The 22,192-nt window shown below is 42.8% G+C and carries 19 protein-coding genes and 1 tRNA gene; 7 read left to right on the top strand and 13 right to left on the bottom strand.

From position 1 onward, the window contains the following. The first annotated feature begins 41 nt into the window (after positions 1-41). Together trmA and MIS45_RS06755 are read left to right on the top strand one after the other, a co-directional pair. Positions 42-1,121 (top strand): tRNA (uridine(54)-C5)-methyltransferase TrmA, encoded by a 1,080-nt coding sequence (gene trmA / locus MIS45_RS06750; RefSeq protein WP_249449970.1) that lies wholly within the window; start codon positions 42-44, stop codon positions 1,119-1,121. Positions 1,122-1,325: 204 nt separating this feature from the next. Continuing rightward, a complete protein-coding gene (locus tag MIS45_RS06755) occupies positions 1,326-1,955 on the top strand; it encodes a Smr/MutS family protein (protein WP_249449971.1) in 630 nt (209 codons plus the stop codon). A 312-nt stretch (positions 1,956-2,267) separates the two neighbouring features. Here the strand turns inward: MIS45_RS06755 and MIS45_RS06760 are convergent, their stop codons facing one another. From MIS45_RS06760 to MIS45_RS06770, 3 genes are all read right to left on the bottom strand, one after another. After that, positions 2,268-3,413, bottom strand: coding sequence for a 5-methyltetrahydropteroyltriglutamate--homocysteine S-methyltransferase (locus MIS45_RS06760; RefSeq protein ID WP_249449972.1), 1,146 nt, complete (start codon positions 3,411-3,413; stop codon positions 2,268-2,270). Between the two features lie 178 nt (positions 3,414-3,591). Continuing rightward, positions 3,592-3,972: a RidA family protein gene (locus MIS45_RS06765; protein ID WP_249441911.1), complete on the bottom strand. Its 381-nt coding sequence runs from the start codon at positions 3,970-3,972 to the stop codon at positions 3,592-3,594. Positions 3,973-4,499: 527 nt separating this feature from the next. Continuing rightward, positions 4,500-4,586 (bottom strand) — tRNA-Leu (locus MIS45_RS06770). A 91-nt stretch (positions 4,587-4,677) separates the two neighbouring features. On the opposite strand from MIS45_RS06770, the gene rnr reads away from it, so the two are divergent. Beyond that, the gene (gene rnr, locus MIS45_RS06775) at positions 4,678-7,140 is read left to right on the top strand and encodes a ribonuclease R (RefSeq protein WP_249449973.1); all 2,463 of its coding nucleotides are present in this window, start codon (positions 4,678-4,680) and stop codon (positions 7,138-7,140) included. Between the two features lie 147 nt (positions 7,141-7,287). Here rnr and ubiB read toward each other — a convergent pair whose 3' ends face one another. The 8 genes from ubiB to coaBC all read right to left on the bottom strand — a co-directional run bounded on the left by ubiB (position 7,288) and on the right by coaBC (position 14,778). Continuing rightward, a complete protein-coding gene (gene ubiB, locus MIS45_RS06780) occupies positions 7,288-8,799 on the bottom strand; it encodes a ubiquinone biosynthesis regulatory protein kinase UbiB (protein WP_249449974.1) in 1,512 nt (503 codons plus the stop codon). A gap of 70 nt (positions 8,800-8,869) precedes the next feature. Next, positions 8,870-9,172, bottom strand: a complete 303-nt coding sequence (locus tag MIS45_RS06785; RefSeq protein ID WP_249449975.1) for an AzlD family protein — start codon at positions 9,170-9,172, stop codon at positions 8,870-8,872. Beyond that, positions 9,169-9,876 carry an AzlC family ABC transporter permease gene (locus tag MIS45_RS06790; RefSeq protein ID WP_249451349.1) on the bottom strand — a complete coding sequence of 236 codons (708 nt, stop codon included), beginning with the start codon at positions 9,874-9,876 and terminating at the stop codon, positions 9,169-9,171. Before MIS45_RS06790 ends, MIS45_RS06785 begins: the two co-directional genes overlap by 4 nt. 129 nt (positions 9,877-10,005) lie before the next feature. Further along, positions 10,006-10,698 carry a YggS family pyridoxal phosphate-dependent enzyme gene (locus MIS45_RS06795; protein ID WP_249449976.1) on the bottom strand — a complete coding sequence of 231 codons (693 nt, stop codon included), beginning with the start codon at positions 10,696-10,698 and terminating at the stop codon, positions 10,006-10,008. A gap of 5 nt (positions 10,699-10,703) precedes the next feature. After that, on the bottom strand, positions 10,704-11,513 hold the full coding sequence (locus tag MIS45_RS06800) for a glycosyltransferase family 8 protein (protein ID WP_249449977.1): 810 nt from the start codon (positions 11,511-11,513) through the stop codon (positions 10,704-10,706). 6 nt (positions 11,514-11,519) lie between these two features. Beyond that, complete coding sequence (xseA, locus tag MIS45_RS06805; protein ID WP_249449978.1) at positions 11,520-12,872, bottom strand: exodeoxyribonuclease VII large subunit; 1,353 nt, start codon at positions 12,870-12,872, stop codon at positions 11,520-11,522. Between the two features lie 323 nt (positions 12,873-13,195). Beyond that, positions 13,196-13,486, bottom strand: a complete 291-nt coding sequence (locus MIS45_RS06810) for a putative quinol monooxygenase (RefSeq protein WP_249446156.1) — start codon at positions 13,484-13,486, stop codon at positions 13,196-13,198. A gap of 107 nt (positions 13,487-13,593) precedes the next feature. Beyond that, positions 13,594-14,778 carry a bifunctional phosphopantothenoylcysteine decarboxylase/phosphopantothenate--cysteine ligase CoaBC gene (gene coaBC, locus MIS45_RS06815; protein WP_249449979.1) on the bottom strand — a complete coding sequence of 395 codons (1,185 nt, stop codon included), beginning with the start codon at positions 14,776-14,778 and terminating at the stop codon, positions 13,594-13,596. 766 nt (positions 14,779-15,544) lie between these two features. On the opposite strand from coaBC, the gene MIS45_RS06820 reads away from it, so the two are divergent. After that, complete coding sequence (locus tag MIS45_RS06820; protein ID WP_249441902.1) at positions 15,545-16,333, top strand: transporter substrate-binding domain-containing protein; 789 nt, start codon at positions 15,545-15,547, stop codon at positions 16,331-16,333. A 97-nt stretch (positions 16,334-16,430) separates the two neighbouring features. On the opposite strand, the gene MIS45_RS06825 is transcribed toward MIS45_RS06820, so the two are convergent. After that, positions 16,431-17,006, bottom strand: coding sequence for an SMI1/KNR4 family protein (locus tag MIS45_RS06825; protein WP_249449980.1), 576 nt, complete (start codon positions 17,004-17,006; stop codon positions 16,431-16,433). 25 nt (positions 17,007-17,031) lie between these two features. Beyond that, positions 17,032-17,193 (bottom strand): hypothetical protein, encoded by a 162-nt coding sequence (locus MIS45_RS06830; protein ID WP_249449981.1) that lies wholly within the window; start codon positions 17,191-17,193, stop codon positions 17,032-17,034. A 303-nt stretch (positions 17,194-17,496) separates the two neighbouring features. Between MIS45_RS06830 and MIS45_RS06835 the strand changes: the two genes are divergently transcribed. From MIS45_RS06835 to MIS45_RS06845, 3 genes are all read left to right on the top strand, one after another. After that, on the top strand, positions 17,497-18,657 hold the full coding sequence (locus MIS45_RS06835; protein WP_249449982.1) for an efflux RND transporter periplasmic adaptor subunit: 1,161 nt from the start codon (positions 17,497-17,499) through the stop codon (positions 18,655-18,657). 2 nt (positions 18,658-18,659) lie between these two features. Beyond that, entirely contained in the window at positions 18,660-20,639 is a 1,980-nt protein-coding gene (locus MIS45_RS06840) for a MacB family efflux pump subunit (protein ID WP_249449983.1), read from the top strand. Positions 20,640-20,706: 67 nt separating this feature from the next. Beyond that, complete coding sequence (locus MIS45_RS06845; RefSeq protein ID WP_249449984.1) at positions 20,707-22,131, top strand: efflux transporter outer membrane subunit; 1,425 nt, start codon at positions 20,707-20,709, stop codon at positions 22,129-22,131. The last annotated feature ends 61 nt before the right edge of the window (positions 22,132-22,192 follow it).

The following is a 22,192-nucleotide window of genomic DNA, read 5'->3' on the forward strand; positions in this document are numbered from 1 at the left end:
CGGTATAATGCTCGATTATTTCTATTCAATAAGCAAAAACCATGCCTTACGCTACTCAACTACAAGAAAAAGTCAATCGCCTGACCGCACTACTCGCACCGTTTGCCGCGCCAGAATTGCGCGTATTTCCATCAGCCGAACAAGGTTACCGTATGCGCGCCGAATTTCGCATATGGCACGAAGGAGAAGACATTTGCTACGCGATGTTTGAAGCAGGCCGCAAAGCCTCGTCCACATCATTGATTAAAATGACACAATTTCCTGCAGCGCACGAATCCATCAACGCCTTAATGCCTGTTTTATTAGCCAAAGTTTCAGGCTGCCCTATCTTGAAAAATCGTTTTTACCAATGTGAATTTTTAGCAACATTAAGCGGCGAAATGCTCGTTACCATGATTTATCACAAAAAATTGGATGATGAATGGATAGCCGCTGCACAAGCCTTGCAAGACGAATTGGGCATTTTCATTATTGGGCGCAGTCGTGGGCAAAAGATTGTTTTGCAACAAGATTATGTTACCGAAAAATTGACGGTACACGGCGAAACCTTCCAATATCGTCAATTGGAAGGTGGATTTACGCAACCGAATGCGCGTGTGTGCGAAAAAATGTTGCAATGGGCGTGCGACCAAGCAGCGGACGCAAATGGCGATTTGCTGGAATTGTATTGTGGCAACGGCAATTTCACGCTGCCCTTATCGCGCCGATTTAAGCGCGTGTTGGCAACCGAAGTTTCCAAAACATCAGTGGCAGCAGCGCAATGGAATATTCAAGCCAATCAAGCAGATAATATTGCGATTGCGCGATTGTCTGCCGAAGAATTTGCTGCAGCGTTTTCAGGCTGCCGTGATTTTCAACGTTTGGCAACACAGGGAATTTTTTTGAAAGATTATGATTTTTCAACCATTTTTATTGACCCACCACGCGCAGGTGTGGACGATGAAACGCTGAAATTGGTGGCGCAATTTGACCGCGTGATTTATGTGTCGTGCAATCCTGAAACGCTGGTCAGCAATTTGATGACTTTAAGCCAAACGCATACAATTCACGCGGCAGCTTTGTTTGACCAATTTCCGTTTACGCATCATATTGAAAGTGGTGTGATGTTGTTGAAGAAATAATGTTTTTGTGTTTTCAGGCTGCCTTTTAGTTATGATACAGCTTTTACAGTACACGACAAAAAATCATTTCCGTAGGTCGGGCATTCATGCCCGACATTGATGAATCACGACGCATTGTGTCGGGCATGAATGCACGACCCACAACTTCAAAAAAATAGTCGTGTACTGTAAGGCAGCCTGAAAATATGTTGTGAAGGAAAAATAATGAATTTTGCAGAAAAATTAAAGGTTTTACACAAGGAAGCCAAAGAAAAAACGCGTGCGCGTGAATTGGCGGAAGCAGAAGCCAAAAAACGGGCGGCGGAACAAGCAGATGTGAATTTTGCGGATTTGATGCATGATGTGCAGCCGATTAAACCTTCTAATCAATACATTGCGCCAATAGACAAATCGCCGATTAAACCGCGTCAGCAAAAACCTGAACTGGATGAAGACCATTTTTTCTATGTGGGCGAAGGTGGTTTTCAGATGGAAATACCTGATTCATTTAGCAAAAATGGTCAGGGCGCAAATGATATTAAGCGTTTGCAAGCGGGGCATTATGAAGTGGTGGCGGACGTGGATTTGCACGGTTACACACAGGAAGAAGCGCAGCAAGTTTTGAATGAATTTATTGAATTTGTGAAACGGCGCGGCGTGTGTGGCGAGATTGTGCATGGCAGCGGTTTGGGTTCATCGGGTTATACGCCTGTGCTGAAATCTTTGGTGCGCCGTTGGTTGATGGCGCATCCTGATGTGTTGGCGTATTGTGAGCCACGTAAAGGCAATGATGGCGCGGTGCGGATTTTGGTGAAACGTCAACGCAGAATTGACCCATTTTCGGAAGATAAATAATCAAAAGGCAGCCTGAAACTTATGCAAACCCCAAATCACAGGTCGAATTCTTGAATCCAATATTTTCCCAACTCAGCAATTATTTATTTTTATAAAAAATTGTCGGATACAAGTATCTGACCTACGAGTTTTTAGGTTACTTGAATAGGTTTTATAGTGGATTCAATTTAAATCAGGACAAGGCGACAGCTATCACCGTGTACACTTAGTACATAAGGGAGCTGGTAACGTTGCAGTGGTTTAAATTGAATTCACTATAATCGTAATTAGGCAGCCTGAAAAGTTTTCAGGCTGCCTTTTTACGATATGATTTTATTTACCCCAAACTTCTTCTGCAATTTCGCGAATAAAATTCAGTTTTTTCCATTGGTCTTCTTCGCTCAAAATATTGCCTTCTTCCGTTGAAGCAAACCCACATTGAGGACTCAAACACAGTTGATTAATATCCACATATTGTGTCGCTTCTTTAATGCGATTGATGATTTCTTGCTTATCTTCCAATTCTCCAGATTTTGAGGTAACCAAACCCAAAACCACTTGTTGATTTTTGATAAACCGCAAAGGTTTAAAATCCCCCGCACGGTCACTATCATATTCCAAATAGAAACCATCCACATTACAGCCACCAAATAAAATTTCAGCCACAGGCTCATAACCACCCGAAGAAAACCATGTTGAACGGAAATTACCGCGACAAATGTGCATCGTAATCGCCATATCCGCAGGTGCAGCAGCACGAATATCATTCAATACTTGCACATAACGTTTAGCCACCGCATCCACATCAACACCTTGCGATGCATACAAGGCACGTTTTTCTTCAGAACAAAATTCGCCCCAAGAAGTATCATCTAATTGCAGCGTGCGACAACCTAAAGCATAAAATGCTTGCACAGCCTGAATATATGTTTCAGTAATATCCGCAAACAGTTGTTCTTGATTATCTGCATAAATAGCAGGTAATTTAGGTTCTGCTGTGCGTACACAAGTAATCAAATGCAACATGCTAGGCGATGGAATAGTAAACTTAACAGGATAACCATTCGCTTCTTGATGCAAGCGTTTATAATGCTCCAAAAATGGATGCACGCTTGGCCATTGAATACGGTCAATAATTTCCAAAGTTACAGGGCGATGCATATGTGCTTTAAATTGGGTGCTATACGTTTCTGTATCACGCAATTCAACACCTACCAATTCAAATAAAAAGTCCAAATGCCACCAAGTACGACGAAATTCACCATCGGTTACAGCTGGTAAACCCACCTGTTTTTGTTTTTCAACCAATTCATGAATTGCAACATCTTCTACTTGACGCATTTCCTCTATGCTACATTCACCACATGCACATTGATGACGTGCGTGTTTTACTGTTTCAGGTCGTAAAAAACTGCCCACAATATCAAAACGATAAGGGGCGCGATCGCGTGTTGTAGCTGTAGGGAAAAGTTGGCTCATAATGCATTCCTTAAAATATATTTAACAAAAAAGTACTATGAGTATAACAGAGTTATTTTCAGGCTGCCTTTTGCTTTTTATGAAAAATTTTGATGATAAAAAGTATTAAATTTCATATAGAAATCATGATAATTCATTTTGATTTATTTTTTACCAAACAGGCAGCCTGAAACCCTGATTATAAAACCATAACCGCTTCAGCCTCTACCAAAGCACCACGTGGCAAGGCTGCTACTCCAACTGCTGCACGCGCTGGAAATGGTTGCACAAAATATTGCTCCATTACTTGATTAAATGTCGAAAAATCAGATAAATCTGTCAAATAAGCATTGATTTTGACAACATCATTCAGGCTGCCTCCCGCCGCTTCACATACTGCGCGCAAATTTTTGAAAACTTGATGCGCTTGCGCCTCAAATGTATCTGAAACCAGCTGCATGGTTTGTGGGTCTAGCGGAATTTGTCCGCTCAAATAAACAGTATTACCTGCTTTGACAGCTTGACTATATGCACCGATTGCTGCAGGTGCTTGTTCTGTATGAATGATACTTTTGCTCATCGCGTTACCTTTATATTGAGTGAAAAATGAAATTATAGTGAATTATATTTAGCTTAGTACAGAGCGATCTTAAATATGCCACCTTAATCCTATTTTTGTTTTAACTGACTGGTAATAATGTAACGTTTATTTTCCGATTATAGAAATAAACCGCGTTGTTTGCACAACAGGTTGAGAAAAATAAGCTTGCAGCACTTCAAATAGCGTATCACCATTTAAAGAACTAAGGAGCTTCACTGTATTAATCAGGACAAGGCGGCAGCGACCTTCGTGTACACTGAGTACATAAGGGAGCTGGCAACGCTGTACTGGTTTAAATTGAATTCACTATATAAAAATTCACAAAACGACATAATTCCCAAAGCGAATCTTATAGATAGATAAAAAAAGCAGCCTGAAAGCGTGAATATTTATCACACGTTCAGGCTGTACAATCTTAAAAAAGCAAAAAGCGCATTACTACAATGCGCTTTTGTCCTAAATTCGACCCAATTACTTTATTAATTAATTTATAGTTACTTAAAAAATGGTGCCCAGAAGAAGACTCGAACTTCCACGTCCTTACGGACACTAGTACCTGAAACTAGCGCGTCTACCAATTCCGCCATCTGGGCTTGATTTTTTTGATTTTATTTCACAATTGCGTTAAAGTGTCGCAATCAATAAAGACGAAATTATATAAATGCTACAAAAGGATTGTCAACAATGAAAAAGCAGAAAAATACCAAGATTTTGAATTTACGAAATAAAGACCCATACTTGGCACGCGAACGCCAAAAATACGAAAACCCACTCCCCAGCCGCGAATGGGTCATTGAATATTTGGAACAAGCTGGCGTGCCACAAAAAATCCCTGTTTTGGCTGAACAATTTGCCATTACAGAAGCAGAATACGAATTTTTTGAACGCCGCTTGAAAGCAATGGCGCGTGATGGGCAAGTGCTCATCAATCGGCGCGGCTTGGTGTGCGTGGCGGAAAAATTGGACATTGTGAAATGCCGCGTGGAAATGTCGCGCGATGGCAGTTTTGGTTTTGCCGTGCCGCTCACGCCGAATGGCGAAGGCGATTTGGTTTTGTACAACAAGCAGTTATTTGGCGTGATGCACGGCGACATCGTTACCGTGCGTCCACTTGGCTTGGACAGACGCGGTCGCCGCGAAGGGCAAATTTTGGACATCGTGGAACGCGCCCAAAGCAGCGTGGTCGGTCGTTTCTATTTGGAACATGGCGTGGCGGTGCTGGAACCCGAAGACCAGCGTTTGCAGCAAAGCATTGTTTTGTCGCCCGAAAGCGTGGCGCAATTCAAGCCGAAATCGGGGCAAGTGATTGTGGCGGAAATTGAAATTTATCCCGAAAATCATCGCCCTGCCGTTGCCAAAATCACGGAAGTGCTGGGCGATTACGCCGACAGCGGCATGGAAATTGAAATCGCTGTCCGCAAACACCGTTTGCCGCACGAATTTCGTTCAGGCTGCCTGAAAGCCGCCGAAAAAATCCCCAATAAAGTCCGTAGAACGGATTTGAAAAACCGCGTGGATTTGCGCGATTTGCCGCTCGTTACGATTGACGGCGAGAGTTCGCGCGATTTTGACGATGCGGTTTACGCGGAAAAAGTGGGGCGCAATTACCGTTTGATTGTGGCGATTGCCGATGTGAGCCATTATGTGCAAGACGATGATTTGATTGATGTTGATGCGCGTGAACGTGCCACCAGCGTGTATTTTCCGCGCCGCGTGATTCCGATGCTGCCTGAAAATTTGTCCAATGGCATTTGCTCACTCAACCCTGATGTGGAGCGGCTTTGCATGGTTTGCGACATGGAAATCACTTATGCGGGCAATGTGAAAGCGTATGAATTTTACCCTGCCGTGATGAAGTCGGCGGCACGCTTGACCTACAATCAAGTTTGGCAATGGCTTGATAATAATGAGAAAAGCATTCCCGAAACCTTTTCAGGCAGCCTGAAAACGCTGTACAAAATCTTCCAAATTTTGCAGCAAAAACGCCAAAAACGCGACGCAATGGAATTTGAAACCGTTGAAACACAAATGATTTTTGACGACAACGGCAAAATTGAACGCATTGAACCCGTAAAACGCAATGACGCGCACAAATTGATTGAAGAATGTATGCTCGCAGCGAATGTCTGCGCGGCGGATTTTCTGTTGCAAAACAAGCAGCCTGCGCTGTTCCGCAACCACGCTGGGCCCACGCCCGAAAAATTGGCGACTTTGCGTGAACAACTGGCTTTACTCGGCTTGAAATTGGGTGGCAAGGACAATCCCACGCCGAAACATTATGGCGAACTCGCCGCGCAAATCACCGACCGCCCCGACCGCGAATTGTTGCAAACCATGTTGTTGCGCTCCATGCAGCAAGCGATGTATGAGCCTGATAATTTGGGACATTTCGGTTTGGCGTATGAGCATTACGCGCATTTCACGTCGCCCATTCGCCGCTATCCTGATTTGTTGGTGCATCGCGCGATTAAGGCGGTGTTGGCTGGCAAACGTTACGAAGTGCCAAGCTGGCAAGAAATGGGCGTACACACCTCTTTCTGCGAACGCCGCGCCGATGAAGCCAGCCGCGATGTGGAAAGCTGGCTGAAAACCTATTTCATGCGCGACAAAGTGGGCGAAGTGTTCACGGGTAAAGTGTCGGGCATGGCGAATTTCGGGCTGTTTGTAACGCTGGACGACATTCACATTGAGGGCATGATTCACGTCAGCGATTTGGGTGAGGATTATTTCAATTACCGCGCGGATTTGTTGGCAATGGTCGGCGAACGGAGTGGCGTGCGTTTCAATATGGGCGACACGGTTACCGTGAAAGTGGCGCGCGCGGATTTGGAAACGAGCAAAATTGATTTGGTACTGGTGTCTTCTGGTGCAGGCAAGAAAAAAGTTGTCAAAAAATCAAAACAATCCGATTTCATGCAGCCTGAAAAAGCCACAAGCACAAAATCAAGCAAAAAAACGGTGGCTTCGCAATTATTGGAAGAAGCGGCGCGTTTGCTGGCTGAAGCCGATGCGAAAATGTCGCGTAAAAAGCGGGTGGCGGCACAAAAATCAGCTCAATCTACCAACCAATCCCAATCTGTTGTCAAACAAAACGGTCAAACCGCAAAAGGCAAGAAATCGGTCAGTATTAAGGTAAAGAAAAAGTGAAAAATGTTCAGGTTGCTTTAATTCAAAGGTAAACCAAATCTTACTGTTTCATCAACTGCTGGAATTGAATGGTGTTGATGATTTGGCTTGTGATGAGCAAAAATGTAAATGCAGCCTGAAACTTATCTTTCAGGCTGCCTGAATATTTTATTTAAACAATAACATCAATAATAAAATCACCGCAATCACTGCCAACCAAAAATTTTGTCGCTTTTGACTTTGGATTAAATGCAAGGTTGCCAAGCGCATTTCATTGTGTTTTTTCTCGTCCACCAAAGCGGCGATTTTGCGCGGCAGACTGGGCAAGATTTCTGCCCAATCGGGTGCTTCGTGGGCAATGTTTCGCGCCAAGGCTCGCACGCCAAATTGTCTGTCCACCCATTTGACCAAAAATGGTTTAGCGGTTTGCCACAAGTCCAAATCGGGGTCCAGTTGTCGCCCCAATCCTTCAATATTCAGCAGTGTTTTTTGCAACAAAACCAGTTGTGGCTGGATTTCTACATTGAAGCGGCGACTGGTTTCAAACAAACGCATCAACACCAAGCCAAACGAAATTTGCGACAAAGGTTTATTAAAAATGGGTTCGCAAACCGCTCGCACGGCTGCTTCCAATTCTTCGGGACGCGTATCGGCTGGCACCCAACCGCTTTCAATGTGGGCGGTGGCAACGCGATAATAATCGCGATTGAAAAACGCCAAAAAATTGATGGCAAGATAGCGTTTGTCGTATTCGGTTAAGCTGCCAACAATGCCAAAATCCAGCGCGATGTAGCGACCATCGGGGGAAACCAGAATATTGCCAGGGTGCATATCGGCGTGGAAAAATCCGTTGTTAAATACTTGGGTAAAAAAGATTTCTACGCCATATTTTGCTAATTGTTTTAAATCAATGCCATTGGCTTTCAGGCTGCCTATTTCAGAAATCGGTGTGCCATTCATCCATTCAATCGTCAGTACTTCGCGGCTGCAATAATCAAAATAAACTTGCGGCACAATCAGCATATCGCTGTGTTCAAATTGGCGGCGTAATTGGCTGGCATTGGCGGCTTCACGCATCAAATCCAATTCGTCATGCAAATATTTGTCAAATTCGGCGACCACTTCGCGCGGTTTTAGGCGTTTGCCATCGGCAAAAAGTCGTTCAATCCATGTTGCGCCAAATTTCATCAATGCCAAATCTTGCTCAATTACGCCGCTCAAATTGGGGCGCAAAACTTTAACGGCGACTTCTTCGCCGCTGAATAAACGGGCTTTATGCACTTGGGCAATAGATGCGCTGGCAATCGGGTCAGCCTGAAATTCGGCATACAATTCGTTGATGGGTTTGCCGAGTGATTTTTCAATTTGCTGGCGCGATAAATCGGCATCAAAGGGCGGAACTTTGTCTTGTAATTTGGCTAATTCAGCGGCGTAATCGGCAGGCAGTAAATCGGGACGCGTGGATAAAACTTGCCCAAGTTTGACAAATATCGGTCCTAAACTTTCTAGCGCGAGTCGTAAGCGCACGGGTAAGGGTTCGTGCAAATATTGGCGCGATTTGGGTAACAGATTGAATAAGTGGCGTGCCAATCCTGTGCGCATATAAGGCAGCAAAATATCGGCAAGTCCGTAACGATAAAGGGTTTTAGTGATGGTGGTAAAACGAGTAAACCATTTCATATTGGTGGCAATCTGCAAGCGTTGGGAATGTGGGAATTATAACAAAAGGCAGCCTGAAAGTTAGGGGCTATTATGCACCCATCAACCACCCTAATAAGGCTGATGAACCGACCGCCACCAATACCGTTGGCAACATATTAAACCGTGCTGCCATAAACACGGTCAATGCGAGCGCAATCAATTCGTGTGGGTGTGGAGAAACAAAATGTGGCGCGATAACTGCAATCAAAACACAGGCTGGTGCGGCTTCCATTGTGCGAGCCATGCGTGGCGATAGAGTTTTATTTTTTAACAAGAAAAAACCCAGTAAACGCGTACCATAGGTTACGCATAACATGCCGATAATGGTCAAAAACGATGCCCATGAAATCATTTGTCGTCTCCCGCAAAATAAGCATACATCAAGCCTGCAACCGTGCCGATGATGACGTACCAACCGCTTTGTGGCAGCAACAAATAGCTGATGGCAGCAACCACCAAACTAATCAACCAAGGTATGGCAGCCTGAAAACCGCGCCACATTCCGCGTATCAAAACCAAAAATACCGCTGGAAATGCCATGCCAAAACCCAATTTGGACACATCGCCGAGCATCGGTCCAACCCACGCGCCAATAAAACCACACGATACCCAAAACAGCCACAATGTGATGCCTGTCGCAATGTAATACGGATAACTGAACGGTGGCAAACCTGCTTGTTCGCGCCGTTTGGCATCGGTAATGCCCAATGCCCAGCTTTCATCTACCATCAAAAAGAGTGCAGGGAAAATTTTGCGGCGCGGTAAATGGCGCAAATAGGGAACAAACGCCGCACCCATTAAAATATGGCGGCTGTTAATCATTGCGGTCATGGTGATGATGGTCAAAATTGGCAGTGGCGATGTCCACAAACCCACCGCCGCAAATTCGGAACCGCCTGCAAAATTCAGCCCCATCATCAAACAAGTTTCCAGCACACTCATGCCTTTTTGCCCTGCTTGTGCGCCCAAAATCAAGCCGAAAGGAACAATGCCCGTCATAATCGGCAAACTGTCTTTCACGCCACGTTTAAATTCTGATTGTGTTTCTGTTGTCATCATATTGTATTATTTTGATATTTTCAGGCTGCCTTTTAAATAATAGTGGCATAAAAGGCAGCCTGAAATATTGATTCAATCCATTTTTCAGGCTGCATTTTAATTTTATAGGCAGCCTGAAAACCCAATTTATCCATAATCACGTTGCCCAAAAATTGCACTGCCCACGCGCACCATCGTTGCACTGCATTCAATCGCCAACGCCATATCCGCGCTCATTCCCATAGACAAAGTATCCGCTTGTGGCACAATCGTTTGTAATTGCGCCAATAAATCATACATTTGTCCAAATTGATGGCGTAATCCTGTTACATCGGCATCGGCTTGCGCCACGCACATTAAACCGCGTAAATTCAGTTTCGGCAACGCCATCACTTCACGCGCCAATGGCAATAATTTATCGGGCGCGATGCCATGTTTGGCAGATTCATTGGCAATGTTTATCTCAATCAACACTTGCAAATCGGGCAAATGATTGGGACGCTGTTCGCTCAAACGTCGTGCCAATTTAACACGGTCAAGCGTATGCAACCAATGCGCCCGTTCCGCCACCATGCGACTTTTGTTGGATTGTACCTGCCCAATCATATGCCACACAATATTGGCGCAATCTGCCAATTGCTCGGTTTTGCCATACCATTCTTGAATATAATTTTCGCCAAAATCGCGCTGACCTTGTTGATATAAAACACGAATATCGTCCGCAGGAAATGTTTTGCTGACCGCAATCAACTGAACGCAGCCTGAAACACGATTGGCAGCCATTTCAGCGGCGCGAATCTGTTGCAAAACGTGTTGACGATTGATTTCTAAATGATTCATGGTTTTCAGTCTGCCTTAACTTGTTGATGATGCAAATAAATATCTTCAAATGATAAATGATGATAAAACCAATAATATTCACGCAAAAATGGAAAACCTCGTTTGCTCCATGGTTTTACATCGGTATTGTAATGAATAATCGCAGGTGTATAAGCCAATTTTTCTACACGTTCAATTGCGCCCACTTGTTGCGCCAATCTATCCCAACCAACCAAATAATTAAACTCACGTGAAACGCGTAACCAACTATTTTGAAACAATATATTCAATACACTTTGGTCGGCATCGCGCAAAGCATTGCCATATTGCTCGTGGATTTCAAATGCGCGTTGGCATACATTTGCTGCACGCCACACGCGATTATTAATCAGCAAAACACCCGCGTTAAAATGGAAGTCGCCGTAAAAAAATTCTGCAATTTCATCTTTTGCAGCTACCACTGCCACATCGCCCATATCTACTTGATAAAAATGACGTAAATTTCCATTAACCACCAAATCACAATCTAAATATAATACCTTATCTTCCTTAATCAATTCGGGAATAAAATAGCGATAAAACGTGGCAGCCGAAATATGATGATAGGTTTTGTAGTGATTAAATCGCTGCTCAGATGTGTTCGTATTGTGGATTACACTATCCAAATTGCGGATACGCTTGTTCACACCAGTAAACCATTCATCGGGATAATCTTGATTAATCAGATAAAATTGTACATTGCGATGATGATACAAAACCGATTTAATCGTGGTTAAAACCATCGAATGATATGCATAATCCGCCGCCAAAACGATGTTTAATTGTGGTGTATCCATTTTATTTCACTCAAATAAATCAGTTTGCATTTGTTCCGCAGCAACCACCACATCGGTCGCGCCATGTGCCAGTTGCAGGTTTAATTTTTGCCCTTTGCGTAAACTGTCGGCATCGCGTACCACTTGTCCGCGTGTATTGCGAACAATGGCAAAACCGCGCTGCAACACGGTATGCGGCGATAGGGCTTCCAATAATTCGGCTTGTTGCGCCACTTTTTTCAGGCTGCCTGAAAGATAATTTTGCTGTGCTGTGCGTAAGGCAGCCTGAAAATAGGCGACACGTTGCGTGGCTTGTGCCACATTGGGTTTGGCGTGTTGGACTGCGGTTTCGTATCGCGCCAAACGATGTTGTTGCTGCTGTATTTGCTGGCGCATGGCGTGGCGCAATAATTGCGTGGCTTGCGTTAATTGTGTACGCTGCAAGTGATATTTTTGCTTGGGATGTTGCAGTTGTCGCGCAAGAAAATCCACGTTTTGCGCCGCGTTTTGGTATTGTCGATGCAAATTATCACGCAAACGTGTGTGCATATCGTCCAATTTATCCAGCATATCGGCGATGTTGGGGCTGACTAATTCGGCTGCACCCGTAGGCGTGGGGGCGCGCACATCGGCAGCAAAATCGGACAAGGTAAAATCGGTTTCGTGTCCCACACCGCTGACAATCGGCAAGTGGCTGGCGGCAATCGCGCGTACTACTACTTCTTCGTTAAATGCCCACAAATCTTCTATGCTGCCGCCGCCGCGACACACAATCAACACGTCCACTTCGGCGCGTTGATTGGCAAGGTAAATGGCTTGGGCAATGTGTTGTTCGCTGCCTGAACCTTGCACGGGCGTGGGATAAACAATCACGGGGATATGCGGTGCGCGGCGGCGCAATGTGGTCAGTACATCGCGCAAAGCGGCAGCGGCTAAACTGCTTACAATGCCGATGACGCGCGGATTTTCAGGCAGCATTTGTTTGTTTTCGGGCGCAAAAATCCCTTCGGCTTGCAGTTGTTTTTTCAGGCGTTCGTATCGCGCAAATAATTGTCCCAAGCCGACTTGGCGCACTTCATTGACGTTGATTTGAAATTCGCCACGCGCTTCGTATAGGCTGATTTTGCCGCATACTTCCACATGGTCGCCTTCACGCAAGGGCGTATCCAAACGCATGGCGGCGTGTTTGAACATGGCGCAACGCACTTGGGCGCGGTCATCTTTCAGTGAAAAATAATAATGTCCGCTGGCGGCGCGAGTCAGATTGGAAATTTCACCGCTAATCCAAAAGCCTGATAATTGGCTGTCCAATAATTCGGCGGCAATGGCATTGAGTTCGGATACGGAAAGTGCGGCGGGTGCGAATAAATCAGATTGCATGGTTTTCAGGCTGCCTGAATCGGGAAAAAATGGTATTTTAACGTATTTTTATTGTGGATATGGCTGGATAAAAAATAGGCAGCCTGAAAAAATTATAATTTTCAGGCTGCCTGTTGATAATATGAATAGTACTTAGAACCTGTGTTCATAATCTTAATAGCTTGCTTTTATCGCCACTTCATACGACTACTGCGTTGGCTTCCCACGCCAATATGTTCAATATTGGCGTGGGAAGCCGCCTTGTATTCGCATGAATTGACAATAAAATCAAGCTATCAATCTTACAAACACAGGTTCTTAATTTGATACCACACATTAATCTACTATGTTTCCGATAATTCTGCCATATTAATGTCTAAACCGTTCAAGGTTAATGCCACCAAATCAGGGGCATGAGATACAAAAAATGGTGCTGCTAGATGTTTGTCCCAATCGTCCTTACTCTGCCATTTTTCCATAAACACATAGCGCGTTCGAGTACCCGAGACTTTTCCAAAATCATAATATATGCACCCTGCATAAGTGAGTGCGGTTTGAGCAAATTCTCTTGCTAATGCTTCAAATTCGGCTTGGTTGCCGTTTTTCACATCGCAAGTCGCGTAAACGCCAATCATGGGATTCCCCCTCCAAAACAAAAATAAAAAAATGGACAAACATCATTTGCCTATTTTTATTCTACGCTCTTTCAGGCTGCCTGAAAGTAAAATAGTTATTTTTATTATTAATTTTGCCAAATTGATACCATTCTCGCCACAATCGCAGCGGCAACTTGGTCTTTATCCATTTCTGGCAACGAAGTTTCATTTTCATCGTCCAAAATGGTAATAATATTAGTCGGTTTCCCCATCGCATCGGAAACTTGGTTTGCCACCAACATCGGAATGCCTTTTTTCTCGCGTTTGATTCGCGCGTGAGTCAACACATTTTCACTTTCTGCTGCAAAACCAACACAAAACGGCGCATTCGGTAAAGCCGCTACTTCGCGCAAAATATCAGGATTTTCGGTCAATTCAATCACAGGCGGTTTGCCTGAACCGTCTTTTTTCAATTTTTGTTCCGATGCGTTGGCAACCCGATAATCCGCCACCGCCGCCACCGAAATAAACGCATCTTGTCCTTGTTGCAGCAGCCTGAAAACCGAATCGTGCATATTTTGCGCGCTGATGGCTTGTTCAACGTACGCCAAATTTTCGGGAATTTTGGCGCTGATTTTACCATACACCAAACTCACGCTCGCACCTGCGCCACGACAGATTTTTGCCAAAGCCATGCCCATTTGTCCGCTGGAAATATTGGTGATGCCGCGCACAGGGTCAATCGCTTCGTAAGTGGCACCTGCGGTAATCAAGATTCGTTTGCCACGCAAGGGTTTGGGTAGCCAAAAATCGGGCAACAATTCCGCAATTTGTGCTGCTTCCAACATCCGTCCTTCGCCGATTTCACCGCACGCTTGTTCGCCGTGTGCAGGCATTAAAATATGCACGCCATCGGCTTTCAGGCTGTCTATATTGCGCAAATTAGCAGGATTACGCCACATTTGTACATTCATCGCAGGCGCAACCACCAATGGACAATCGCGTGCCGCCGCCATTTCGCTGATTAAATTATCGGCAATGCCATGCGCGATTTTGGCAATCGTATTGGCGGTGGCTGGCGCAATCAGCATAATATCCGCAGCACGAGTGGCGTTGATGTGTGCCATGCCGTTTCCTTCGCCCTTGCCGTTTTCGGTTAATACAGGGTTGCCACTCAATGCTTGAAAGGTTTGCGCGGTAACAAATTCTGTGGCGGCTTGCGACAAGGCAACGGTTACAGTATGCCCTTGTTTTTTCAGCAAACGCACCAATTCGCAGGATTTGTATGCCGCAATGCCACCTGTTACGGCGAGTAAAATGTGTTTGTTCATTCTATTTTTCCTATGGAATATGGTTTCAGGCTGAAATCTTTTCAAATCCCGAAATTGTAGGTCGAATTATTAAATCTGATATTTTTCATTGTAACAACCATTTATTTGTTTTATTTAAAAACAAAAAAGATAAAAATATTCAATCAGAAAAGTTTCAGGCTGCCTTTAAATCAAACCAATAATTAGGCAGCCTGAACAATTATAGTCATTTGAATAAAAATAATACCACGTTATCTGCTCTTTTACTGTACAAGGTGTACATAGCAGTTACTATTGCCTTGTCTTATATCTATTTTAAATAATAGTAGCACATTGAGTGATTTTCAAACCTTTGCAAAACCTATTCAAGCAGCCTGAAAAAATTTTGGTTGGATGCTTGCATAGAACCTTTGCAAAATCCGAAATAATAGGTCGAATTTTTTAATCTGAGAGTTTTATATTTAATAAAATTTTGTTTTTTTAAAATCAGATAAAAGTATCCAGCCAACAAATTTCAGGCTATCTTTATCTTTCAATCACACAAATATTAGAAAATTCTTTTAAAATAGAATAAGTTTCCTAGTGTTACATAAAATAAGTATTCTCTTTACTATATTTAAAATTGATGCACATCAAACAATATGCACAAATAAATGCTTATCTTATTAAAATAGTTTATAATAAACTTAATATCACATTAAGACATTAACATGGTGTTTATGTTTATTGTTTTCTATGTTATATTTGCTTCCGTTTTTTCAAAGAATTTTTAGCAAGGGTAAACTCCATGAATAAATTATTATTAACTACTTTGTGTGCTTTAGCATTGAGTGCTTGCGGTGGCGAGCAAAAAGCAGCTGAAACTCAATCAGCTTCTCCAGCAACAGCTGAAACCACTTCAGGTAAACCTGTTTTGCGTGTGCATTCAGAAGCATTGTATGAACCATTCATCACTCGCAGTAGCACCAACCAAATTGAAGGCTTTGATTTGGATTTGCTGAAAGCTATCGGTGAAAAACAAGGTTTTGATGTGAAGTTTGAAGCTCGTCCATTCTTGGGTTTATTGGATTCTTTAGCAAAAGATGAAGCAGATATTGTGAGCTCTGGTGTATCTATTACTGATACTCGTAAAGCTGTAGTAGATTTTTCAGATGTTTATTTTGAAGGGAAAACTGTTCTATTACTTGGTAAAAATGCAACAGATGTTCAAGGTTGGAATGAATTAAAAGGAAAATCTGTCTCTGTACAACAAGGTACACCAAACGAACACTTGATTAAAGACAACGGCGCAACTCCTATTGAAACTGAAAGTACTTGGCTGGCGGTTAAATCTACTATTGCTGGTGAAACGCCTGCTACATTTGGTGATTCCGCTGCATTGGGTTATTACTTGCACAACTATTCCAAAGACGGTTTGCGCATGATAGAGTTGCCTAATTCTCCTGTAAACCTCTATGCATTTGCTGTGAAAAAAGGCAATCACGAATTGCTGAATAAATTAAATACAGGTTTGGCACAAATTAAATCTGATGGTACTTACGAGCAAATTCAAAACAAATGGTTTGCTAATAAATAATTAAATCTATCTTTCAGGCTGCCTTAATAGTTAAGGCAGCCTGAATAGATTATAGTCAGTTAAAATAAACACAACCAAAGCAATAGCAACCATTGTATTACTTTTTATATTGTTGTTTTAAATATTGAAAAAGTATTTTTTCCACAAAAGTAGTCATCGTATCGGCTTGTTTTAGCTGTTTTGGCGGTTGATATTCGTGTGCACAAATCACAATGTTATGATTTTCAACATCGTAAAATAGCTTATCTCCATCGGCATATTTCCAAAATTCACCCAAAATTAAAAACACTTTTTCGTTTAACGTTTGTTTTTCCAACGCATCAAAACGAATTTCCACGCCTTCTAATTTTAAAACAGAAATATACTGAAAAAATGTTTTCAACTCTTCGGAAAATCGCACACCCAATTCCGCTTCTTTGTGCTGAATTTCCGCTGCCGTTTTCCCCTTTTCTATTTGATTAGTTTCAGAAAAAGTTTCTGCTAATTGCTTGAAGAATTTGGGATAAATTTCTTTTAAATACCCAAATTTAGAGACAACAGCTTGTTTTAATTCTTGTTCCTTTTGAGCTTGGGCTTTACAAAAATCATCAAACTCTTTTTCGTATTCGTTTTTATAGATATCCGACAGCGAAACACCAATATTTTTCGTTTGCAACCATTCAAAAACAGCCATTTACCCAAAATACGCATTACTTTTATTAGAAAAACTTTCCTTGGGTTTGATTTTCAAAAAATACCTTCTGCCGCAGGTTTTTTCCACGATTTGGGTATTTTCTACTATCCATTTTTTTCCATTCTTCAGCAGTAAGCTTACCTTCACAAAACGCTGTAAATTGTTGAATGATGGTTTCTTCTGTCATTGTTTTTTTATTCTTTCTACATATTAAATAGGATTGAGAATTTTTGGCATAACGCAAAACGCATTCTATAAAAATACAATAAAATTGACTATCAATCTTTTTCGCTATTTTTGAAAGTATGAGAACCTGTATTCACAATCAATTGAAACATGGTTACAGGCAGCCTGAATTGCAAATGATTTTGTAACCGTTTGATGAATTGAACGCTTTATCTACATTGTTTTTATCAGAACATATCATCTTTAATAAAATTAATTTTGGTATAATTTGAGTTTAAATTCTAGAATAATTAGAAGTGAAAATATGATTTTGATTAAAAAATATAAAAAAGCATTTATTTTGATGCTATTTGTTATGTGCATAACTGTCAGTTGGTTTTTTTATCAAAACAAGAGTGTCTCTGTTCCACAGTATGCTACCGCCACTGCCACGTTGCGTGATTTGCAAGATACTGTATTGGCAGGTGGACAGGTTCATGCGGAAGAATTAGTGGACGTGGGTGCGCAGGCAACGGGGCGTGTCAATAAATTGTATGTGCAACTGGGGCAGCGTGTGCAGAAAGGTGATGTGATTGCTGAAATTGATGCTAGCCAGCAGGAAAATGCACTCAAAGATGAAGAGGCGCATTATCGGAGTTTGTTGGCGCAACATGACACGCGAAAAATTCAACTGGCTCAAATGCAAACTGAATTTAACAGCTTGAAACAGACTTATGAGGGTGGAGTAACTTCCAAGTTGGATTTTTTGAAAGCGCAAAATGCGTTGAAAAATGCGCAGAATGATTTAAAAGTGAGCCAATCACAGCTGGAACAGGCGCGTTTGAAAATCCAGACTGCTAAAACTAATTTAGGCTATGCCCGTATTACTGCGCCGATAGAGGGGATTGTGGTCTCGGTGGTTACCAAGCAGGGGCAAACCATTAATGCGATGCAATCCAGCCCGACGATTGTTCGTTTGGCAAAAATGGATACGGTGCAAATTAAGGCGAAGTTTTCCGAAGCCGATGTGCCTAAATTGAAAACGGGTATGAAAGCACATTTTCAAATTTTGGGTTTGCCTAGCAAGCAATTTGATGCCACGCTGGATGCTTTGGAGCTTGCGCCCATTGGTGAGATTGGTTCGGGTGCGGTTTATTATTATGGTTGGCTAAATGTACCCAATCCCAAACATGAGTTGTTTATTGGTATGACGGCAAATGTTACGGTGTTAATTGAGCAAAAAAATCAAGTATTGACTATTCCCAGCAATGCTTTGGGCAAGTCTTTGGGCAATAATCGTTTTGAAGTCAAAGTGATGCATGAGTCGGCAGATAAGGCAATACCCGAAATTGAACTGCGAGAGGTTGAAATTGGGCTGAATAATAAAGTGGATGTAGAAGTGTTATCAGGTTTGCAGGCTGGCGATAAAGTGGTGGTTACCGAGTCTGATGGCGTGGTAGAAACTTTGGGGGAATTGGAGTTTTGACCATGACAATTGGAGAGGCAAACGAGCTTAATCAGCAAAATATTTTGTTGTCATTAAAAGATATTCACAAAAGTTTTGCTTTTGGTGAGCAAACTTTAGAGGTTTTGCATGGCATCAGCTTGGATGTTGCAGCGGGCGATATGGTGGCAATTATCGGGCAATCTGGTTCAGGCAAATCCACTTTGATGAACATTATGGCGTGTCTGGATACACCTACATCAGGCGAATATTTGATTTCAGGCTGCCCTGTGCATGAGATGGACAGCGATATGCTGGCGGGTTTGCGACGCGATAAATTTGGTTTTATTTTTCAGCGTTATCAGTTATTGAGCAGCCTGAATGCGGCAGAAAATGTTGCTGTGCCAGCGGTTTATGCAGGCGTGTCGCCTCATCAACGTTTAGCAAGAGCTAATGAATTGTTGGCGAAATTGGGTTTGCAAGAGCGCACAGGGCATTACCCTAATCAACTTTCTGGCGGGCAACAGCAGCGCGTATCCATTGCCAGAGCTTTAATGAACGGCGGACAGATTATTTTTGCCGATGAGCCAACAGGCGCACTAGATAGCCACAGCAGCCGCGATGTGATGGAGATTTTGCTGCAATTAAACCACGAGGGGCATACCGTTATTTTGGTTACGCATGACCCTAAAATTGCAGCACTTGCCAAACGAGTCATTGAAATCAGCGATGGTGTGATTGTGCGTGATGAGCGTAATGCACCATTGACGGAAGAAAATACCATTATGCCGTCTGAAAGCACTTTACCGCGTCAAACCAAGCGGTTTATGCCATTTTTAGGCAGCCTGAAAGAAGCATTTGGCATGGCTTTATTAACCATGTTTGCCAATAAAATGCGAACTTTATTAACCATGCTCGGTATCATTATCGGCATTGCATCGGTGGTGCTGATTGTGGCATTAGGTAACGGCTCCAAACAAAAAGTTTTAAATGAAATCAATAGCGTAGGTTCAGCAACTTTGATTGTTTCCGCTGGTCGCGAGGGAGATAAGCGCACTGAACAGGTGGAAAGTCTAACTTTAGATGATATGCATATTTTGGCAAAACTTCCTTTTGTGGATAGCGTATCGCCTAATTTAAGCAGCACGATGACTGCACAAGTAGGAAATAAAGAGCGGCAGGTTCAAGTAGATGGTGTCAATATCAGCCATCATCGCCTGCAAAACGTACGTTTTTTAGAAGGAAGCATGTTCAGGCAGCCTGAAATGGATAGTATGGCGCAACATATCATCATCAGCGATAAAACCAAACAGGCTTTTTTTCCTAATCAATCTGCTGTTGGGGAAATTATCATGCTCAATGGTGCGCCTAATCGTGTGATTGGTGTATTTCAATACAAAGGCATAGAAGGTAATTATGACCGCAGCCTGAAAATTTGGATGCCATATCGCACTTTACAAGCACGTTTTATTGGTGATTCGTCTCATTTGGACAGCATGACATTGCTTTTACAAAAGGGTTATTCTTCCACGCTCGCCAGTCAAGGTGTGAAACAAACATTGATAAACAGACACGGCAAAGAAGACTTTACCATTTTCAACAGCGACAGTTTAAGCAAAACCATTGAAAAAACGGCACAATCTTTGACTTTATTGGTTGGTGCGATTGCCGTTATTTCGCTGTTGGTAGGCGGTATTGGTGTGATGAACATCATGTTGGTGTCTGTTACCGAACGCACAGGAGAAATCGGCGTGCGTATGGCGGTTGGCGCACGCTATATCAACATTGTGCAGCAATTTTTGATTGAAGCGATGGTCGTTTGTGCCATCGGCGGCATTATAGGCGTGTTGTTGGCATTTGGATTTGGTGCATTACTGCAAACATTCAATGTCCCCATTGCTTTTTCAGCCAGCTCCATTGGTTTGGCGGTACTCTGTGCCAGCTTAATTGGCTTGGTATTTGGTTTTATGCCAGCACACAAAGCCGCGAAAATGAATCCAATTGATGCTTTAAACCATATTTAAATAGGCTTTCAGGCTGCCTGAAACACATACAGACTGCCTGAAAGCAAAGAAGTGAAAAGAAATATCTATGAAATCATTTAAAAAAACAGTATCTATATTAAGCACTTTATCACTCATTCTGCTTTCAGGCTGCCAAAGTACGCGCTCTGTTAATGCACAAAGCATTGAACAAAGTCTGAACTTACCCACGACTTTTTTGAATCAACAACCTGCATCACAACAGCAAAATATCTGCCAAGCAAACAGCCAAGATTTTTGTTATCACAATTGGTGGCACAGCTTCAACGACCCTATACTCAATGCCTATTTGGAAGATGTGATGCAGCACAACAGCGAGCTATCCATTGCCACGCTCAATCTGCAAAAATCCGTTTTGAACTGGCAAAAAGAAAAAAGAACCCGTTTTCCCAGCTTCAATGCGCAAATGCGTACCCAAACAGGTGGTACACATCATCTAGAATCACACCAAACCCAACACCAATCCAGCAGCGAAGGCAGCCTGAATGCCAGTTGGGAACTGGATTTATGGGGCAAACTTGCTTTGCAGCAAAACATCAGCGAATGGGAAAAAAATGCCAGCACAGCCGACCGTCAAGCGGTTTACCTCAATTTAACCGCCAACGCCGTCCGTGCCTACTACAACCTTGTTCATCTCAACCAAAAATTACAAGACCAAGCAAACAGCCTGAAATACCAACAACGTCAGCTACAATTTGCCCAAACCCAGCTCAAAGCAGGCATCATTGCTCCTAGTGAATTGATACCTTTGCAGCAAAACATCACGCTGCAACAACAAAATCAACTACAACTGAATGCTGATAAAAACGAAGCCCTTAACCAACTCGCACTTTTGCTCAACCACCATGTTTCTGAATTACCATCATCGCTTACCGATAGTAAACATTTGCCAAAAATCAAAGATATTTTTATCGGGCAACCAGCTGAAGTATTAAATAACCGCCCAGATATTCAGGCTGCCTTATGGCGGCTTCAAGCCTCACTGACTGCGCCTGAATTGACCCAGAAAAACCTTTATCCCACACTGGTATTAACGGCTGGCGCACAAAATCAAAGTCCCAAACTATTTGATTTATTGAAAGTGCCCGTGCTTAACTGGGGTATTTCCATCAACCTACCCCCACTTAATCCGCAAGAACACAGAGATAACCTGAAAACAGCTGAAATCAACAGTCAAATTGCTATGCAGCAATATCGTGAACAGGTTTACAAAGCACTTGCCGATGTAGAAAATAAATTAACAGCATGGCAAACCGCCCAAGATAAACGTCAACTGCTATTGCAAACGCAAAAACATGTAGAGCAGCAATTTAAACACCAAAATACTCGCTATCAAGCAGGGCAAATTGCTATGAAAGAGTTGCAAGAAAGCCAAGAACAACTGCGTCAAGCTAAGATTGCTATTCAAGATAATCTGTTTGAGCAAATCAACAATTGGATAGCGCTTTATTTAGCAATGGGAGGACAGCGCTAATCTGGCAACAATCGTTTTAAGTGTACACAAACATATTTTGTCATCATTTTCGGTACGCGCG

Source organism: Wielerella bovis, from assembly GCF_022354465.1.
GTDB classification, from domain to species: domain Bacteria; phylum Pseudomonadota; class Gammaproteobacteria; order Burkholderiales; family Neisseriaceae; genus Wielerella; species Wielerella bovis.

Coding starts and splice junctions, on each gene's coding strand:
- MIS45_RS06845 (WP_249449984.1), top strand. CDS start 20,707: ATGAAATCATTTAAAAAAACAGTATCTATATTAAGCACTTTATCACTC.
- MIS45_RS06825 (WP_249449980.1), bottom strand. CDS start 17,006: ATGGCTGTTTTTGAATGGTTGCAAACGAAAAATATTGGTGTTTCGCTG.
- MIS45_RS06840 (WP_249449983.1), top strand. CDS start 18,660: ATGACAATTGGAGAGGCAAACGAGCTTAATCAGCAAAATATTTTGTTG.
- MIS45_RS06835 (WP_249449982.1), top strand. CDS start 17,497: ATGATTTTGATTAAAAAATATAAAAAAGCATTTATTTTGATGCTATTT.
- MIS45_RS06800 (WP_249449977.1), bottom strand. CDS start 11,513: ATGGATACACCACAATTAAACATCGTTTTGGCGGCGGATTATGCATAT.
- MIS45_RS06755 (WP_249449971.1), top strand. CDS start 1,326: ATGAATTTTGCAGAAAAATTAAAGGTTTTACACAAGGAAGCCAAAGAA.
- MIS45_RS06795 (WP_249449976.1), bottom strand. CDS start 10,698: ATGAATCATTTAGAAATCAATCGTCAACACGTTTTGCAACAGATTCGC.
- MIS45_RS06765 (WP_249441911.1), bottom strand. CDS start 3,972: ATGAGCAAAAGTATCATTCATACAGAACAAGCACCTGCAGCAATCGGT.
- MIS45_RS06810 (WP_249446156.1), bottom strand. CDS start 13,486: ATGATTGGCGTTTACGCGACTTGCGATGTGAAAAACGGCAACCAAGCC.
- xseA (WP_249449978.1), bottom strand. CDS start 12,872: ATGCAATCTGATTTATTCGCACCCGCCGCACTTTCCGTATCCGAACTC.
- MIS45_RS06820 (WP_249441902.1), top strand. CDS start 15,545: ATGAATAAATTATTATTAACTACTTTGTGTGCTTTAGCATTGAGTGCT.
- MIS45_RS06760 (WP_249449972.1), bottom strand. CDS start 3,413: ATGAGCCAACTTTTCCCTACAGCTACAACACGCGATCGCGCCCCTTAT.
- MIS45_RS06830 (WP_249449981.1), bottom strand. CDS start 17,193: ATGACAGAAGAAACCATCATTCAACAATTTACAGCGTTTTGTGAAGGT.
- ubiB (WP_249449974.1), bottom strand. CDS start 8,799: ATGAAATGGTTTACTCGTTTTACCACCATCACTAAAACCCTTTATCGT.
- MIS45_RS06785 (WP_249449975.1), bottom strand. CDS start 9,172: ATGATTTCATGGGCATCGTTTTTGACCATTATCGGCATGTTATGCGTA.
- MIS45_RS06790 (WP_249451349.1), bottom strand. CDS start 9,876: ATGACAACAGAAACACAATCAGAATTTAAACGTGGCGTGAAAGACAGT.
- rnr (WP_249449973.1), top strand. CDS start 4,678: ATGAAAAAGCAGAAAAATACCAAGATTTTGAATTTACGAAATAAAGAC.
- coaBC (WP_249449979.1), bottom strand. CDS start 14,778: ATGAACAAACACATTTTACTCGCCGTAACAGGTGGCATTGCGGCATAC.
- trmA (WP_249449970.1), top strand. CDS start 42: ATGCCTTACGCTACTCAACTACAAGAAAAAGTCAATCGCCTGACCGCA.